A 16,450-nucleotide genomic window follows, 5' to 3' on the forward strand; every position below is an offset into this window, starting at 1 on the left:
ACGGAACAAACCGCCGGCGGTGAGCACGCCGAGACGCGTCACGAGGGCGGGCGAGCAGCCCGTGACCCGTCAGGAGCGGGAAGAAGCGAAGAAGCTCCGCAACCGGTTCGCCCCCCGCCTCGGGTGGGGCGGCCGGTTCGGGGGGCGTGCGCCGGTGGAAGACACCGGCACCGTCTACACGGGCCCGACCACACAGGCCGGCAGCATCTACCCATTCCTGCTCGGGGCGGGGCTGCCGCCGCACGGCGTGCCCGTCGGGCGGGACGTGCTCACGGGGGAACTCGTGTGCATAGACCCGTCCGGATGGGTCGGAAAACTGACCACCAACCTGGGCGTGTGGGTGATGTCCCAGCCCGGCGCGGGCAAGAGCGCCCTGGTCAAGCGGGTGTGCCTGGTCTACGCCGCGTACGGGCACATGGTGTGCATCCCCGGCGACGTCAAGGGCGAGTACAGCACCCTGGTCGCCGAGCTGGGCGGGTCCGTGGTCCGGATCGGCGACGGCGTCGGCCGCATCAACCCCCTGGACTCCGGCCCCCTCAAGGGGCGGGTCCAGGGCCTGCCCGCCAGCCGCCGCAACGCACTGCTCGACATCCTCAACGGCCGCCGCCTGGAGACGCTGGTGGCCCTGCTGTCGACCAAGCACGGGCTCGGCCGGACCCCGGACGAGATCGAACGGTCGGCCCTGGACACCGCCGTCCAGGTCGCCGCCGCAGCCCAGGACCCGGCCACCGACCCGGTCGTTGCGGATGTCGTGCAGGCACTGCGGGCAGCACCGGAGGAACTGCGGGCTAAACTCGCCGCCAGCGGCGAGCGCTACCAGGACCTGACGCGCTCGGTCATCGCCGGGCTCGACAACCTCATCGGCGGCCCCCTGAAGGGACTCTTCGACGGCCAGACCACCACCCCGCTCGCCCTCGATGCCCCCGCCGTCTCCGTCGACATCTCCGCCCTGCGCGCACGCGGCAACGACGTGCTGTCCGCTGGGATGATCGCGACGTGGGCCTACACCTACAACAGCATCGACAGCGCCCGGTCCATCGGACTGCTGGACCGCAAGCTCGTACTGCCGATGGACGAGATGTGGCGGGCGCTGCGCAGCGGCCCCGGCCTGGTCGACGCGATGGATGCGATCTCCCGCCTCAACCGGACCACCGGCGACGTCACGATCTACGTGACGCACTCCCTGCTCGACACCGAGGCCCTGCCCACCGAGACCGACCGGGCCAAGGCCCGCGGTCTGATGGACCGCTGCGACACGTGGGTCATCGGAGCCTCCTCCGCGGAGGAGCTGATGAGAGTGACCGGCAAGCGCTCCCTGACCGAGCAGGAGCGCATGATGATCGCCTCGTGGTCATCGGCCACATCTACCGGGCTCGACATCGACGGCACGGCAAGCCGCGGGGACGGTGCCGGTCTGGACGAGGACGGGGTCCGCCATCCGGGCCGCGGGAAATACCTGATCAAGATCGGAACGCGCCCGGGGATCGCGGCCGCGCTGGAACTCACCGCGACCGAACGGCGCCTGTACCACACGGACAGCAACCGCCGCAGGGCGACGACCACTGGGGGTGGCGGCCGATGATGACGGAGAACGACCGGGCATGGGCGGCCGGAGGCATCCTCCTGGGGGGTGCCGTCACACTGTCCGTCTCGACGTGGGCCGGGGCGGCAGCCGGCGCGCTGGTCACCGGGGAGGACCCCGCCCCCTTCCCCCTGTCCCTGGTGGGCGCCTACCAGATGGCCACCCAGTGGGCGACGCAGTGGCCTCACTCCCAGACCGCGTCCACGATCGGCGCCGCACTGTTCGATGTCGCCGTCGTCGTCTTCATGGTGTGGGGGCTGCGCCTGACGTTCAGGTGGTTCCGCAACCCTTCCAGTCTGGCGACGCTGTACCAGATGAGGGAGCTGACACCGAAGCAGGCAGCCTGCACCGCGACCCGTCTGCGGTCCTCCCTGAAGGACACCAAGTCCACGGAGATCAAGGCCCGTGACCGGGGTGTGCTCCTAGGCGACCACATGCCGTCCGGCGTGGAACTGCGCGGGAGCGACGAGGACACCTACGTCGCCATCATGGCGCCCCGCGCGGGCAAGTCGACCAGCCTCGCGATCCCCGTGGCCGAGGAAGCCCCGGCGGCCCTGCTGATGACCTCCAACAAGGCCGACGTCTACGCCGCGACCCTCGCTTCCCGTTCGCGGGTCGGCCAGCCCTGGATCCTCGACACCCAGGGCGTGGCCCAGGTCGAGCGCCAGATGTGGTGGGACATGATCGCCCAGGCAGAGACGCTGGAGGGCGCCGAACGTCTCGCCTCCCACTTCGTCACGCAGATCACCAACGAGCAGGCCGACCCATTCTGGTCCCAGGCCGCGAATGACCTCCTCGTGGGCCTGTTCCGGGCCGCGTGGTGGGAGGGCGGCACCGTCCGCGACGTCATGAAGTGGCTGGCAGACCCGAAGGAAAAGGCACCGCTGAAGGTGCTCTACCGGAACGAGCCCGTGCTCGCCGAGCAGGTCGATTCGGGCATCAATATCGCCGAGGAGACGCAGAGCGGAATCTTTCAAAATGCGAGGACCGCCGTCAGTGCGCTGCGCGACGAGAAGGTCCTGGCATGGGTCACGCCGGACAAGAACCACCCCCGCTTCGACCCCGAGCACTTCGCCACCAGCAAGGACACCCTCTACCTCCTGAGCAAGAAGGGCGGCCCGGCGTCGGCGGTCGTGGCCGCGCTCGCCGACGCCGTGTTCACGGCCGGCGCGGAGGCGGGCGAACGCAACGGCGGGCGCCTGCCCGAGCCAATGCGCGCGGTCCTGGACGAGGCGGCGAACATCTGCCGGATCGCGGACCTCCCCGACCTCTACAGCCACCTCGGCAGCCGGGGCATCACCCCGTTCGTGATCCTCCAGTCCTACCGCCAGGGCGTGAAGGCGTGGGGCGAGGTCGGCATGGACGCAATGTGGAGCGCGGCCACGAAGAAGGTGATCGGCGTCGGTCTGGACGACGCAAAGTTCGCCCAGGACGTGAGCACGCTGACCGGTGCGCACTACGTCGAGCGCGGCTCGTACTCCAAGGGCAAGGAGGGGTACAGCCGCAGCTACTCCGAGCAGCGCGAGCAGGTGCTCGACCCCGCCGAGATCCGCGCCATGAAGAAGGGCACGGCGCTGCTGCTGGCCACCGGCATGCCCGTCGCGCAGATCGGATTGCGGCCCTGGTACGCGGAGAAGCTGATGGCGCACATCGGCCCGCAGATGAAGGCGGAGGAGTACGCCATCACCAAGCGTGCTGTTGCCGCGTACGAGGAGAGGCAGGCGGCCCGCCGTGACCGATGAACCGGAAAAGGCGCCGGCGCAGCACGTGCCGGTCGGCATGTTCGAGGACATCGAAGACCTTGAGGCCCAGCTCGCGGCCTCGACCGCCCAGGTCAAGACGCTGACCGGGGACAGCCAAGCCGGTACGGGCGAGGCCTCGGCCGACGACGAGGCAGAGGCCGAAGGGGAAACCGCCGGCGAGGGGGACGGAGAGGAGGCAGGGCAGTGCCCGCCCTTCATTCTGCTGCTCGACTCCCCGGAGTACGACGACGAGCTGCGCGCCCTGATCGAGTGGGTCGAGGGCGTCCTGGTGCCCGGGTACCTGGCAGAACCGAGCGCCGACGCCCGGTGGTGCCACCTCTGGTTCGAGCACCCCGTCGCCGTCGCCCGCCTGCACGCGGCCTGGCTGGCCTGGCAGGAGCTGACCGACCCGGTGTCCTGCGGCTACACCGGCCCCTCGGTATGGCACAGGGACCACCTCGACCCCTGCCTGCGGGAACTGCGCGGCTCCAGCGGCCCCTTCGCGGGCTGTACCAAGGGCGAGCACCAGGTTGGTCACCGTCTGCCCGGCATCGTGCCCAGCGCCTGGAACCTCGCCGAGGACTGACCTCCGCGCCGTAGTGAATGAGGGGGCGCTGTCACGTTGGTTGACGGGGTGGAAGGGTGCTCGAGCTGATCACTGTGGAGGGGGTCGTACGTGGAGGGCATGTCGCCGTCGTACAAGGGGCACTGGTATCCGGTCGAAGTGATCTCGCGCTGTGTGGCTGTACTTCCGGTTGCGCTCAGTTTCCGTGAGGTCGAGGAGCTGATGCTGGAGCGCGGGGTGATCGTCTCGTACGAGACAGTCCGCTGCTAGTGCCTGAAGTTCGGTCAGCAGTACGCCAACAGACCGCCCCGCCGACGGCTCCAGTCCGGCGACAAGTGGCATCTGGACAAGGTCTTCATCAAGATTAGCGGTGATCAGAAGTACCTGTGGCGGGCTGTCGACCAGGACGGCAACGTGTTGGACATCCTGGTGCAGAGTCGCCGGGACACGGCTGCGGCCACACGCTTCATCCGCGCGCTGTTGGCGAAGACGGGGTTGATCGTCGCGGACAAGCTCCCGCTTCTACGGCGCGGCCCATCGCGAAATCATGCCCTCTGTCGAGCACCGCTCCCACAAGAGCGTGAACAGCCGGGCCGAGAACAGTCATCAGCCCACCCGGCAACGTGAACGAGCGATGAAAGGCTTCCGTAGCGTGGGCGCCGCGCAGCGGTTCCTGTCCGCGTTCAGCGGTATCTCACCCCACTTCCGGCCCGCCGCCACCTGATGACCGGCAGCCACCACCGCGCCGAAATGACCGTCCGCTTCACCGTCTGGGAGCAGATCACCGGCGTCGCCAGCTGGCCTACCGCGGCCTGAGCCCAGAAACGGCACCCGGTCCCACCACACCTCGACACACCGTCAGACACCCACACACACCCAACAACGTGACAAAGCCACCGAGCGGAGTGCAGAGTGGCTCGACCACAATGACCTAGAACTCCCCTTCGATGACCTTGTCGACCTAGGGTATGAGCGCGAACTTCCGCTGGCCTTCTGGCAGCGCCCGACGAGGCAGCTCATGAAAGGTGATCCAAGTGAAGAGACACATCGCGTTTGAGCACCTGTACAACTTCCGGGATCTGGGCGGCTACCCGGCCGCAGGTGGCCGCACGATGCGCTGTGGCCGACTGTTTCGTTCTGACTCGCTGGGCAAGCTGCAGGACGAGGACTGGGATCGCTTTCTCACCCTTGGTATTCGCACAGTGATTGACCTCCGTCACCCTTGGGAGGCCAAACGCAGCGGACGTGTTCCGAGCCATCAGGGTTTGGCGTACCACAACCTGAGCATCGAGCACCGGCCCTATGACCAAGCCGGCTTGTCCCCAGACGTCGACCCAGCGCGCTTTCTGGCCGACAAATACAGCGAGGTAGCCCACGACGGGGTCAAGGAGCTCCGGCGCGCCCTGGAGATCATCGCCGATGACACCGCTCCGCTGGTGTTCCATTGCCACTCCGGTAAAGACCGCACCGGCTTACTGGCCATGCTGGTCCTCGCCTTGGTCGGCGTACACGAGGATGACATCGTCGCCGACTTCGCATTGACTGAGCTGGCTACCGAACGCCTGGTCGCCGAGTGGCACGCCAGTTATCCGGACCTGACCCTCAGATGGCCCGCCTACGGCCGCGCCCCTGCCGAGATCATGAAGCTCTTCTTGGCGTCCCTAGCAACGCAGTACGGATCGGTCCACGGCTACGCAGTCAAGCAGTTGGGTGTTGATGAGGAACTGATTGCGGCACTTCGTAGACAGCTACTGCATCCCTGACTCCGTCCTTGCGATACCGGGGTCAAGGCCAATCTGTCGCAGCGCCTCGGCCTGTGGGCCGGGCCGGTAACCCGGCCCGTGCCGGTGGAGGCGTTCCAACAGTCGGCAGGCGTCGTCGCCAGCGGCAAGGATCCTGGTTTTGGGCCGGGTGGGGTTCTTGCCCAGACGGACCGGACGGCCGTAGCGGCGCCCCCAGTCCTCGTCGACCAGGCCGGTCAGCAGGTGCGAAGCGGTGCGGGCCACTTCTTCCAGCATGGCACGGACGGCCTCGGTGACCAGTTCCAGCCGGGTCAGGTCGCGCACCGCGGCCAGGACGTGGGTGGAGTCGGTGCGCTGCGTGGTGCGCTCGCGCACGAGTCCGGCTTCCTTCAGGCGCGCGAGTGCCGGACCAAAAGACGGTCGGCGCGGTCGTCCTGGGCGAGGCGCTCGCGGAAGTCGGCCAGCACGCTGTGGTGGAAGCCGGGATCGTCCAGCTCCATGGCAGGGCGTACTTCGGGTGTGTGGCCAACTGGGTGGGCGAGATGCCCGGGCGTCCGTCGCGCGGGTACCAGCCCGCGAAGTCCTCGTCGCACCACAGCCCGTCCAGCCGGTCTCTCACCCACATCGCCGTCGTACCGCCTGGGTTGCTCGCCCGCGCAATCTGCGCGGTCAGAGACGGGACTTGCTCACCGGAACGGGGACGAAGCGACAACTGACACCTCGACAACTGCATCGGTCTTCGAAACAGCCACGAGCATGCCCGCTGATCAGGCTGGCGCACCGGAAAACTCCAAGATCCCCGACAGAGTCAAGAACATCAGCGCTGGTTCGGCTTGTGGCCATGCTGCCGCTCGCCACCCTCACGCCGCACGTGCCCGGCCTGTTCGCCCCTGTCGGCGGCCGAAGACCGTGGTGCCTTCTTGGCCGTGATCGAACGGCTCCGTGCCGCGGCCGCGGACACCCGTGGGGCCTGCCCTTGTGGGTTAGGCGGGGCAGTGATCCTGGAGGTGGAAGTACGCCAAGCCATGGGAGTGTCGGGGCTGTGGATGATCCAGTCGGTGTCACGGAAGTGCGAGGAAAGGGTGCGTCCGAGCTGAGTCGAGTCGAACGGTCCGCTCGACTCAAAGATGCCCAGTGACATCGGCCTGCCCAGCTCCCGCTCCCACCTGCTCGCCCACTCGGCCAGCGTAGGGAAGGACCCCATCACCGTCTGCTTGTCGAGGTACCCGTGACCACCCATGAAATCGCCCGTATACCGGTCGGAGTGGTGAGCCCCCCAGTGCGCGCGGGCAACCCGGACCATGGCAGTGCTGTTGAAGTCGAGGTCGAAGTCGCTCGGTACCGATTCCAGACCCAGGCGCCACATGCAGTCGTACGGACGGCGCAGGGGGCGGTCCTGGCTGTCGCTGAACCACTCTCGGAGGCGCCGTGCTGCCTCCGGACGGGCAACCAGGTTCTCCTCGTGGGGCATCGTCTTGTGGACCCCAGAGAAGAATCCGGCACCAGTCCCCTTGAGGCGTACGTCGACCTGGGACCAGTCAATGCCGTCCTGCCCTAACGCTTGGAGCATCTCGGCGCCGAACTGCGGATAGAGCTCCGGGGTCATCCCCATGGGCGCCTCACCGGTGAGCATCCACTTGATCTGGACCGGGGCGATGCCGAGGAAGTCCAGGTCGCGTCCGCGGATGGCGTAGCCGGAGTCGTCCCGAGGCCACCAGCTCGGAAACACCTCCTCTTCGGCGAGGACCCGGATGATCTGGCTGTCGAGCGGGTCGGCAGGATCCAGCGACGCCGTGACCGCGAAGGGCAGCCATCGATCACCGGCTTCTTGCGGAACCGGCTTCGACTCTTCAGGAACTCTTCCTTCCGCTATGGCCGGCTCGGGGCTTTCCACCGCTGCACCGACGTTCACCGGCGTCTCCGCTCTGGCATCCGTCGTCGCCTCCGCGCTCTCCGCCTGAGTCCGCTCGGCAGCGCCCAGGTCGGGAGCCCCGATGGTGACGCTGCTCGCTGCGGTCTGCTTCAGCTCGGCTGCCGGAGCCCTCCCGGTGTAGACGCCGTCGAGTGTCACCAGCCGGTCGCCCGGTAGCGTCACCCACTCCTTCTGAGCGAAGAAGCCCATGCCGGTGGCGGGCATAGACAGGATGTCCTGGGCAGGCTTGCGGTCGACCAGGATCACGGCGTGTCCGCCACGTTGCTCCAGCCAGTCGGCGACGATTTGGCGGTGTGCGGACCAACTCGCCAGCGGCCGATGGCGCGCCTCAAAAGTGTCGCCCACGTCCAGTCCGGCCCAGTTCGGTTGTGCTGCTCCCTCGCGCCAGGTCAGTGCCCGGTAGGCGATTAGTTCGGTGATTCCCCGTGCGGCCAAGGCCTCCTGGGTGAGGTCGTACTGGCTGCGCAGGAAGTCGCGCAGCGCGTCCCGGTTATAGTCGAGCTCCAGGTCCACGGCGTGGCGCATCTTAGGGTCCATCTGCCATTCCAGCACCCTCGTGAGACCGAACTCTTCCTTCGCGGCCTCCTGCAATGCCAGAACGCGCACGTTGTTGTTGGAGCCGTACGACCAGGCCCCCATCACCTCACTGACCGCGATCTGGCGGATGAGAACCTCGGCGCGCGGGTCGTCCATGCGCAACGTCTTGTCCGGCGCCCGCAGTTTGCCCAGGTTGAGTTCGTCGACGTGGAGGACTTCGGCCCCCATCGAGGGATACTTTTCGTTGTGCGGTACGAGGACGTAGCGGTCGTCTCCCAGCCGGTGTGCCATGTCCGTGCCGACGACTAGACCGAACGCAGCGAGGGCAAGCTCGGGCGTCGAGGACCGCATTCGGTCGGAGATGGCTTGGATGGCGATGGTCTTGGCCTGGCTGGTACTGGTGATCCGGCCGTCGTCAGTCAGCAACGCCTCGCTGGTGCGTTGCTGTTCGGCCCGCTCCCGCGAGCCCTGCCGTGGGGGCAGGAGGAAGTGCCGATAAGGCGCCGGGGCGGGCAGCGCGACCTGGAAGCCGGGAGGCCTGGGCAGCAGCGCAGCAGTGCCTTGCGCGTGCTCCGCCACCTGGTCGAACCGCTCCATGACCACATCGTGCAGATCGGTCCGACCTAGATGCTCGAAAAGGGAACGCAGGCCGCCGAGTTGCCGACGCGTAATCGCGATGTCACCTGGAGGGATCGGATTGTCCACCCACGAGAACACATGCGGCTCGGTCTGCTGGTAGAAGGTGCGTACGAATGGGTTCGCGGCGTCTGGGAGAGGGCCATAAGTCGGGGCACCGTTGCCGACCGCGATCAGGCTCTGTCGTTCCCCCAGGGCAAGGTCGTCAACGGTGACACCGTGGGCGGCAGTCAGCGCATGATGTAGGCCGAGGAAGACGCCGTCCCGGGTCGCGTGCAGTCCTTGGTTTGCCAGTGCGGCCAGGTCCTGGTGGCGTGTGGAAACCGGTTCGCCGGGCATGTGGTCGGTGTAGACCTCGTGTATGCCCACCGGGTGGGACAGCGGGACGCGAGCGCCCACTGCACGGCCGACGTACCCGTCAAGCACCTTGGTTGTGGCGTCCTCCGGTTGTATGTGCTTCTCGTATACGGCCCGGGTGCCGTCGGCGAACGTGACTAGCTCCCGGTTCGCGATGCCCTTATCGTGCTCAAGCCGATCCCGGGCAACCACACGTGCGCCGGTGACCGGGTGCGGAGGCAGGGGGAGTGAGCTGGTAGGAGGTGTCGGCGCAACGCGGACGGTTGACGGCTCACCATTCAGTACGGCGCCGAGCTCAGCGCGGACGCGCGGCCAGCTCGCTGCAAAGCCGCGGTGCAGGTCCAGGTTCTCGACTTGAGACAGTGGAACCCAGGCCAGTGCCATGGACTCGCCGTCCACCGGCCGGACGTTCACCTGCCGGTCGACCGAGGCGAGCACGGTGTCATACGACCAGCCACCGTGGTCGTCTCGGACTACCCGCTCAACGTGTACTTGGGCAGGATCGAGGGTGCTCTCCTCGACAGCCTCGCGTACGGCGGCCCGTACTGCAGGCTCGTAGTTGTCGCGCGCGCCGCCAAGCACCGACCAGGTTCCGCCCTGGTCGGTGTCCGCTCCACGACGGTGCAGGAGTACGTACACCTGACCGTTCTTGGTGCGGTGGAAGGGTAGCAGCCCGGCCGCGCCAAAAATGCCCCAGTGCGCGTGGCCCTGGGAGCAGTTCACCCAGCCGTCTCCCACCATCGCAGGCAGTCCGGGGGCTGCGGGACGTGGCGCACGGCGGTCCGGCATCGCCTGGATCGCGGCGGCCAGGGACTCGGCCGCACCCACCCAGGTTGTGTTGGCCTCACGTAGATGCTGCTGCAGGGAAAGCGCGTTCTCCCGCGCCGTAGGAATATCGAGCAGAAGGTCCCGCAGCTTGTCGGTCCAGCGCTCGACGTCCACTTGGTCCTCGAAACCCTGCTCGACGAGGCTGTTCCGGGTGGTCTCGGGCGGGAAGCGGTTAGGGTTGCCGAAGTAGGCTCCGACCCCGCTTGTGTTGGGGAGCAGCACGGGCACTCCCGCACCTGCGGCCTCCAGCCCGACCAGCCCGAAGCCCTCGGCTTGCGAGGGCATGACCAGGACGTCGGCCTGCCGCACGTCGGCGAGGATCTCGTCGCGATCGATCGAGAACGGCTTGACAAGCACCTCCCGTCCGACGATGTTCGAAAGCCGTTCCTTGACCTGCTCCACGGTCTCCGGGGCGGCACCGCGCACGGTGAGCTGGACGTCGATGCCCTCTTGAATCAGTCTACGGACCATCAGGGCGGCGTGGTGGGCTCCCTTCTGCGGAGCATCAGCACGGCCCACGAGCAGAACCCGACGGGTCCGCTCCCCGTCCCAGGAGAGCAGCCGCTGCTGTTCGAAGGGCACTCCCGGCACGATCTCGTGGATGGCGGGGCTGTAATCGCCCGGGTTGGTGACAGCGATCCGCCGAGCCTCGTCCGCCAGCACCGGTCCGACACCTGCAACCATGTCGGCAGCGGCGACCATGCGGCGTTCGATGCCCTCAAATTCCACCTCCAGGTCCGGCCGGTTCGCCACGCGGGCCAGCGCTCCGGTCACCATGTGGACCACCTGGACATACGGCGTGTCCACGTACTGCTGGTCGCGAACCTGCAGCGCCTCGGGGCCGGAGTAGCGACTGTGTCCGATGATGGCGTCCACGTCCTGCGGCAGGTCCTCGCCGCCATAGACGAGCTGCTCCTGCTCGCCCTTCCCGGGGTCGTACTGGCGCGGGCCAATAAGGTGGATGCGCTCGCCAGGGGCATCTTGCGGCACCTCGTGCCCGACGCGGACGAAGACTTCGTGGCCGGCGGCCGCAAGCCCTTCAACGAGGTTTCGGTTAACGGCCACGATGCCCCCCTTATGGGGGTCCCATTCAGTGCAGTAGGCGAGGATGCGCATGCTGAACCGGCCGGCGTCGTGCTGCCGGGCCAGTTCTGCCCACTGCGTGACGAACTCTTGGTGGGCCGCTTCCCGTCCGGCCGGGGCTATCACGGCCAACCGCCGCTGGTAGTCCTGGAGCAACTGCTCCCGTTCCTGCACGTAGGCAGCGCTCAGCGCCTCGTGCGCAGCGTCCGCGTACCGCCTTCGCAGCACCTCGCCGACAGGGGCGGCGTCGGCACCGTGACGGGCGGCCAGCTCGCTGATCTTCCCCAGCTGCAGTCGCAGTTCATCTGGCAGGGCGGCATCCAGGCGGGCATATGTTTCCCGGAACCAGCGGGCCTGCTCTTCGGTGAACGGCCGGGCGCGTTCCAGTTCCAGTTGCTCGCTGGCTCGCGCCGGTTCCAGCCAGGATCCCTGCACATCAAGGGAGTTGGTGTATACGACCTCGCCACCCCAACGGTGAATCGTGATCGCGTCCAGGAACCTCAGCTCGTCGACGGCCCGCACGGTCTGAGGGATTCCGGTGTACGCCTCATCGTGGATGGACTCGGTGACCAAGCGGCCGTACCCGTACTCCTCCCGCATCTGCTGGTAGCGGTTGAGGATCGAGAGCCTGCTGATCGCTTCAGGTACCGCCATCAGATGGGCTTCCACCCGGTAGCCTTGTCCGCGGAACCGCGCCGCGTCCTGAGCAGCGCCTTCCCAGCCACCCATGGCGCCCTCGCGGATGAGGCTCAGCCCGTCCTGTTGGGCAACGTCGATGATCTTGTTCATCCACGCCCAGGCATCCCCACCTACCTGCACAGCAGCAGTGCGGTCGTTGGCTGTCATCAGCGCCTGGTACATCGGGGAGTACGAGAGCATAGCGTCAAAGTCGGCAATGAGGGCGCGCGCGGGCCCTATGGCCTCCATGGCCGCACGCTGAGCCGTGGTCTTGCCTGAGGCGGCCTGCCCGCCAATGAACGTGACCTGCGGTTGTGCTGGCCTGCTGACCCCTTCCATCGCCTGCGGGAGGATCTCCCACCGGAAGACGAGGTCGCTGTCGATGTCAGACAGCTTCCACTGCTCGGGGCCGCTCTCGGCGTACTGAAAGCTCCATCTACTTCGCCACGAGGCATTACCCGCTGGGCCGTCCGCCCAAGGCGGCAACGAGGGCGCGTGCCCTCGGGCCATGATGTCCCGCGCCGTGCCCATCAGTTCCACTTCCCAGAGGGACTGCTCGCCGAGAGTGCGGGCTTCCTGCCACTTTCGCGACAGCCACGCGTACTCGCGCATCCGGGCGGGGACGCACTCGTCCTCCCGGGCCTCGGAGAGTTCCCGCAGCGTGTCCGTGATCTCATGGAGCCACGTGCGTGCGAGCATGTTGGTCCACGCCAGCCGTATGAAGTGCGGGTCCCTAGCTGTGCCGGAGCGGACCTCTGTCTGCCCCATGAGGCCCGGTTCAGGGCGCTCTTCTACGGGACGGAAGTACTGCGGTCCGAATGCCTGCGTCTCCACCCGCAGAACTGTTCCGCTTTCCACCCACTTGAGACCGATCACGTCCGGACCAAGCTCTGGCGGGCGCAGGTCCTCGGTGCCGGCACGGGCGGATAGCGGTGATACTGGCTGGGAGTCAGTGACGACGTATGCAGTGCCAACGATCTCCGGTGAAGTGACGATTCTCTCTGGTTGGCGGCTTGGCCGGATGCCGCAGCTCCTTCCAGGACAACCGGTGCCGAAGGAGTGCAGATCGCGGTGCGATCGGGCCTCATCTCTGGCCTTTGTGACCACCAACGGCATGAGCGTCCTTCCTGCTGACTGGAGGTGAAGCTGGCTCGCCCCGACAGGCAAGATGCCGCAGGCATCAAGGGAGTCTGGCTGTTGCGGCATCATACGTAGAAAGATCGTGGGCTGCCCGGCGATGCGTGGCAGTCAACTTTCCTATGCTGTTGTTCTGTTGGAGATCTTGAAACTGATGCAAGGAGTTCAGCCAAGGATGGGCACCAACGACGAGCTGGGGAAAATAGGGAGTAATGGTGCAGGATGATGTGGTCGGGGCCGACTATGCGCAGTTGAAGACCGCCGCGCTCCGGCTGCTCGATGTGGTGTCCGACCTGGAGAACCCCTCGCAGCAGGTCGATGTCGCGATCCGGAACCTGCGTGCCTTGTTGAGCAACGACACGCTGCAGCAATCCGGCGAAAAGTGCGGAGGGCCTGATCCGTTCGAGCATGCGCTCGCGGCAAGGCGATACGCGGACCAGCAAGCGCAGCCGATTTCTCTTTCACAACGGGCGGCGGAACTGCGGCACCGGCTCGACGGAGACCGGGACCTGGACAAGCGGCAACGTGGCGAGCCATCCCGCAATGTGGTCATCACGGAGCTCCGCGCAATGATCGTCGCTGGCTTGCTGGAAGAGCTAGCGGCCCGCCTTTCCCCCGGAGCCGCATTCGGCCCCGGCCGGAGTGGTGAGGAACTGGCACATCTCGCTGCAGATCTGGCCAAGGAACTGCTGGACCGAACCTTCGTCGGTGAGTAGCGGCGGATGCCCAGCCTTTCAGTTCTGTTCCACCCCGTCCTCTGGCACATTGCTCGCGCTCCGGTCCTGCTCCACGGCGCGTAGCGCGAGCACTGCCGCTCGGGTGGGGATCAGATGTCCCGAAGGAAGGCCTCGACCTGGCGGCGTAGGGACAGAGGGGCAGAAGACCAAGCCGGGGTGCGCATCGCCTCGTATAGCTTGACCTCTTTCACCTCTCGGGGGGCATCCTTGCGTAGGCCGAGGTGTGGCCACAACTGATCCAGATCGTTGTACGGAAGGTCCCAGGAGACGCCGATCCCGGACTCGGGGGCGCCAGGCGGTGGGGGCGCAACGTAGACCTCGTCCGCGGTGGCGGCGGGAGTGATCTCAATGAGCATGAGGCCAAACCGTTCGACGGCGTCGCGGAGCAGCACCCGGTGGCCTTCGATGGTGTCGATAGAGGGGGGTTCCCCGTCGAAGAACAGGGCGAGAACCCAGCCGGACTCGCCAGTGCGGGCAAGATCCAAGACAAGGCGCGTACCCGTGTCGTCGGTGAAGGAGCGGTGCGCGATGCTCCTCGCCGCCCCGGGACCTTCGGTACGGGGGGATTCGTCGAGTCGGAGTGTGCCGAGCAGTTGCTGCAGCTGGTCGGAAGTCAGCTCTCCCTGGGAGAGCACCCGGAGCGCGGGCCAGAGCATGACGAGGATTCCTTCTTCAATTCATCTCGGACTACGAGCAGCAAAGTTGGTGTGCACTTGAGGTGGTCAGCAGCAGTCTCCTGATGTTGTTCTCCCATTAGATCTGCACAGTAGCCGATTACTCACCCAGCCTTTCAACCACTTCCAAGCGGGGGGTCGACGTCCAGGCGGCCGGTGTCCGCGTCGAGTGATCGCCTGGTACAACGCCCGCCACCCGGCCGCCACACCCTGGGCGTGGTGGCCGGGTGGCGGAAGGCCCAGGACCAGGTCGCGGCCGACACCGCGCGGAACTCGCCCTCGTCGGCGAGGGCGGACTCGGCCACCGCATCGAACCCGTGCGCCCGGACGTGGTCCTCGACCGCGGCCTGCCAGCGGCTCGTGGGGCGGACCTTCGCCCGGCGGTGCGGACGTCGGCGTCCAGGAGCGCGGCGTACTGGCAGTGTGCGGGCTTGTAGAGATCACGGCCTATGCGTACGGCGCCTCCCCGGCAATCCAAGGCGGCCTGGACCAAAGGGTGAGGCGCCGTGGTGGGTTCCGGTTCAGTCCAGACGGTCGTAGGCGCCCGGTTCCCAGTGAGCACTGTGCATCGTGAAGTTGCAGGTCGCGAGTCTGGTGTGAGGGGCGGGCGGGATACTCAGGCTGGTCGTCGGCGGGTGTCCATGGTGAAGATCGTCTGACCTGTCGGCCGGAGACGTTGTCGGGTTCTGCTGCGCCGATCGTCGTGCCGCTCCTACGATCCGTCACCGAGCCGGTACGCCGGGAAAGCGTGGGGAGGACGTGGGGGATGCAGGAGCTGGAGCGGATCACGGCTCGCCGGAGTGAACTGGACGTGCTCGCTGAGGGGTTGGTCAAGCAACTGCAGGAGGTCCAGGCCGAGCGGGAGGAGCTGGTGATCGCCGAGCGGGTCCTGAACCGGCTGGCCGAGCAGGACCAGGCCGCGGCGGTCCTCCCGGTTCCCGCCCGGGTGGCGGGGCGGGCGGTCCTGCTGATCCCGCATCGCGGCGAGAATCCCGACGAGGCCGCCCTGCCCGCCGGCTACCGCAGGATTCTGGTGATCGTGCGGGCCGCCGACGGCCCGGTCCAGGTCAGGGGTGTCGGCGAGGAGCTGGGCCTTGAGGTGGCGGTGCGCGGCAAGCTGGAACCATTGCGCGCGAAGATGACCAAGCTCGCCGACCGCGGCTGGCTGCACAAACGGCCCGACGGGCGGTTCACCGCACGCCCGTAGCGGTACTGAAGGCGGGCGTCGTCAGGGCGTAACCAGCGGGCCCCCGGCGGCAGTTGAGTTTGGTGTGAAGAAAAACAACCATGCCGGCGAGGGCCCTGACGGCCTTGTCTACACCGCCCGCCTCCCGCTGTCGAGTGCCACCCTGAACTGGCTCGCCGGCCTGATACGCGGCCACTGCAAGAAGATCGGCTCGCGGTGGCGGGCCTTGCCCGCCGGGAAGATCGCCGCCATCGTGCTGGCAGTGCTGCGCTGTGACCAGCGGCCGGGTGACCTGGTCGAGCGGCAACGGGATACACCGCACCACCGTGACACGGTGGGTCAGGGAGGTCGTCAGCCTGCTGGCCGTCCGCGCCCCGCGCCTGGACAGGGCCCTGAAGAAGATCGCCCGAACGGGTGGCGGGGTGGTCCTGCTGGACGGCTCGCTGATCCGCACCCGGCGGCGCACCGGGAAGGAAAACCGGAAGAACTACTCGGGCAAGCACAAACACCATGGCCTGCTCGTGATCGCGCTCACCGACGACAAGGGCCGACTGCTCTGGGTCTCGGCGACCCGGCCAGGACGGACCTCGGAGATCACCGCCTGTCGTCACGACAAACTCACGCAGAAGTTGCGGGCGGCCGGGCTCGGAGCGATCGCCGACCTGGGATTCGTGGGGCTCGACGACAGCGGGCCTGACGCTGACCCGGCGGTGATCACCGGCTACAAGGCCGCCAGGAACCGGCCGCTCACGCGAGGGCAGAAGCTGTCCAACAAGGCGTTGTCAGCCGTCCGGGCGCCAGTCGAGCACGGCTTCGCCCACCTGAAGAACTGGCGGGTCCTCGGCAAAGTACACACCGACCCGAGGTGGGCGACCGCCCTGGTGAGGGCTCTGCTGGTACTGACGAACCGTGAAGTCTCCAGGTGACCGACGATCTTCGCCGAAGTCATCCGCCCGTGACCAGCACGAGCATCCCGAACCTCGCGCACACCAGACCCGTGACCTGCAACTTCACGATGCACAGTGCTCAGTCG

9 protein-coding genes and 2 pseudogenes are annotated in these 16,450 nt (G+C 67.1%); 8 read left to right on the forward strand and 3 right to left on the reverse strand.

Annotation, left to right across the window (positions count from 1 at the left end; translation table 11 throughout):
* The first annotated feature begins 19 nt into the window (after nucleotides 1-19).
* The 5 genes and pseudogenes from OG611_RS17255 (at nucleotide 20) to OG611_RS17275 (ending at nucleotide 5,652) form a co-directional block, all read left to right on the forward strand.
* Nucleotides 20-1,582 (forward strand): ATP-binding protein, encoded by a 1,563-nt coding sequence (locus OG611_RS17255; RefSeq protein WP_266420724.1) that lies wholly within the window; start codon nucleotides 20-22, stop codon nucleotides 1,580-1,582.
* Nucleotides 1,579-3,324 (forward strand): type IV secretory system conjugative DNA transfer family protein, encoded by a 1,746-nt coding sequence (locus OG611_RS17260; RefSeq protein ID WP_266420727.1) that lies wholly within the window; start codon nucleotides 1,579-1,581, stop codon nucleotides 3,322-3,324. The genes OG611_RS17255 and OG611_RS17260 overlap by 4 nt, the downstream gene beginning before the upstream one ends.
* A complete protein-coding gene (locus OG611_RS17265; RefSeq protein WP_266420729.1) occupies nucleotides 3,314-3,910 on the forward strand; it encodes a DUF4913 domain-containing protein in 597 nt (198 codons plus the stop codon). Before OG611_RS17260 ends, OG611_RS17265 begins: the two co-directional genes overlap by 11 nt.
* 142 nt (nucleotides 3,911-4,052) lie before the next feature.
* Nucleotides 4,053-4,583 (forward strand): annotated as a pseudogene (locus tag OG611_RS17270) (IS6 family transposase); the annotation flags it as partial.
* Nucleotides 4,584-4,923: 340 nt separating this feature from the next.
* Nucleotides 4,924-5,652 carry a tyrosine-protein phosphatase gene (locus OG611_RS17275; protein WP_266420732.1) on the forward strand — a complete coding sequence of 243 codons (729 nt, stop codon included), beginning with the start codon at nucleotides 4,924-4,926 and terminating at the stop codon, nucleotides 5,650-5,652.
* Here the strand turns inward: OG611_RS17275 and OG611_RS17280 are convergent.
* Both OG611_RS17280 and OG611_RS17285 read right to left on the reverse strand, forming a co-directional pair.
* Nucleotides 5,638-6,006 (reverse strand): hypothetical protein, encoded by a 369-nt coding sequence (locus OG611_RS17280; RefSeq protein WP_266420735.1) that lies wholly within the window; start codon nucleotides 6,004-6,006, stop codon nucleotides 5,638-5,640. The genes OG611_RS17275 and OG611_RS17280 overlap by 15 nt on opposite strands.
* 442 nt (nucleotides 6,007-6,448) lie before the next feature.
* Nucleotides 6,449-12,559, reverse strand: a complete 6,111-nt coding sequence (locus OG611_RS17285; RefSeq protein WP_266420738.1) for a zeta toxin family protein — start codon at nucleotides 12,557-12,559, stop codon at nucleotides 6,449-6,451.
* Nucleotides 12,560-13,032: 473 nt separating this feature from the next.
* On the opposite strand from OG611_RS17285, the gene OG611_RS17290 reads away from it, so the two are divergent.
* Entirely contained in the window at nucleotides 13,033-13,536 is a 504-nt protein-coding gene (locus OG611_RS17290; RefSeq protein ID WP_266420741.1) for a hypothetical protein, read from the forward strand.
* A 110-nt stretch (nucleotides 13,537-13,646) separates the two neighbouring features.
* On the opposite strand, the gene OG611_RS17295 is transcribed toward OG611_RS17290, so the two are convergent.
* Nucleotides 13,647-14,213, reverse strand: coding sequence for a hypothetical protein (locus OG611_RS17295; RefSeq protein ID WP_266420743.1), 567 nt, complete (start codon nucleotides 14,211-14,213; stop codon nucleotides 13,647-13,649).
* Between the two features lie 784 nt (nucleotides 14,214-14,997).
* Here OG611_RS17295 and OG611_RS17300 point away from each other — a divergent pair.
* Both OG611_RS17300 and OG611_RS17305 read left to right on the forward strand, forming a co-directional pair.
* Complete coding sequence (locus tag OG611_RS17300) at nucleotides 14,998-15,438, forward strand: hypothetical protein (protein ID WP_266420746.1); 441 nt, start codon at nucleotides 14,998-15,000, stop codon at nucleotides 15,436-15,438.
* 64 nt (nucleotides 15,439-15,502) lie between these two features.
* Nucleotides 15,503-16,343: pseudogene (locus OG611_RS17305) on the forward strand (transposase family protein).
* Nucleotides 16,344-16,450 lie beyond the last annotated feature (107 nt).

Source organism: Streptomyces sp. NBC_01363 (assembly GCF_026340595.1).
GTDB lineage: Bacteria > Actinomycetota > Actinomycetes > Streptomycetales > Streptomycetaceae > Streptomyces.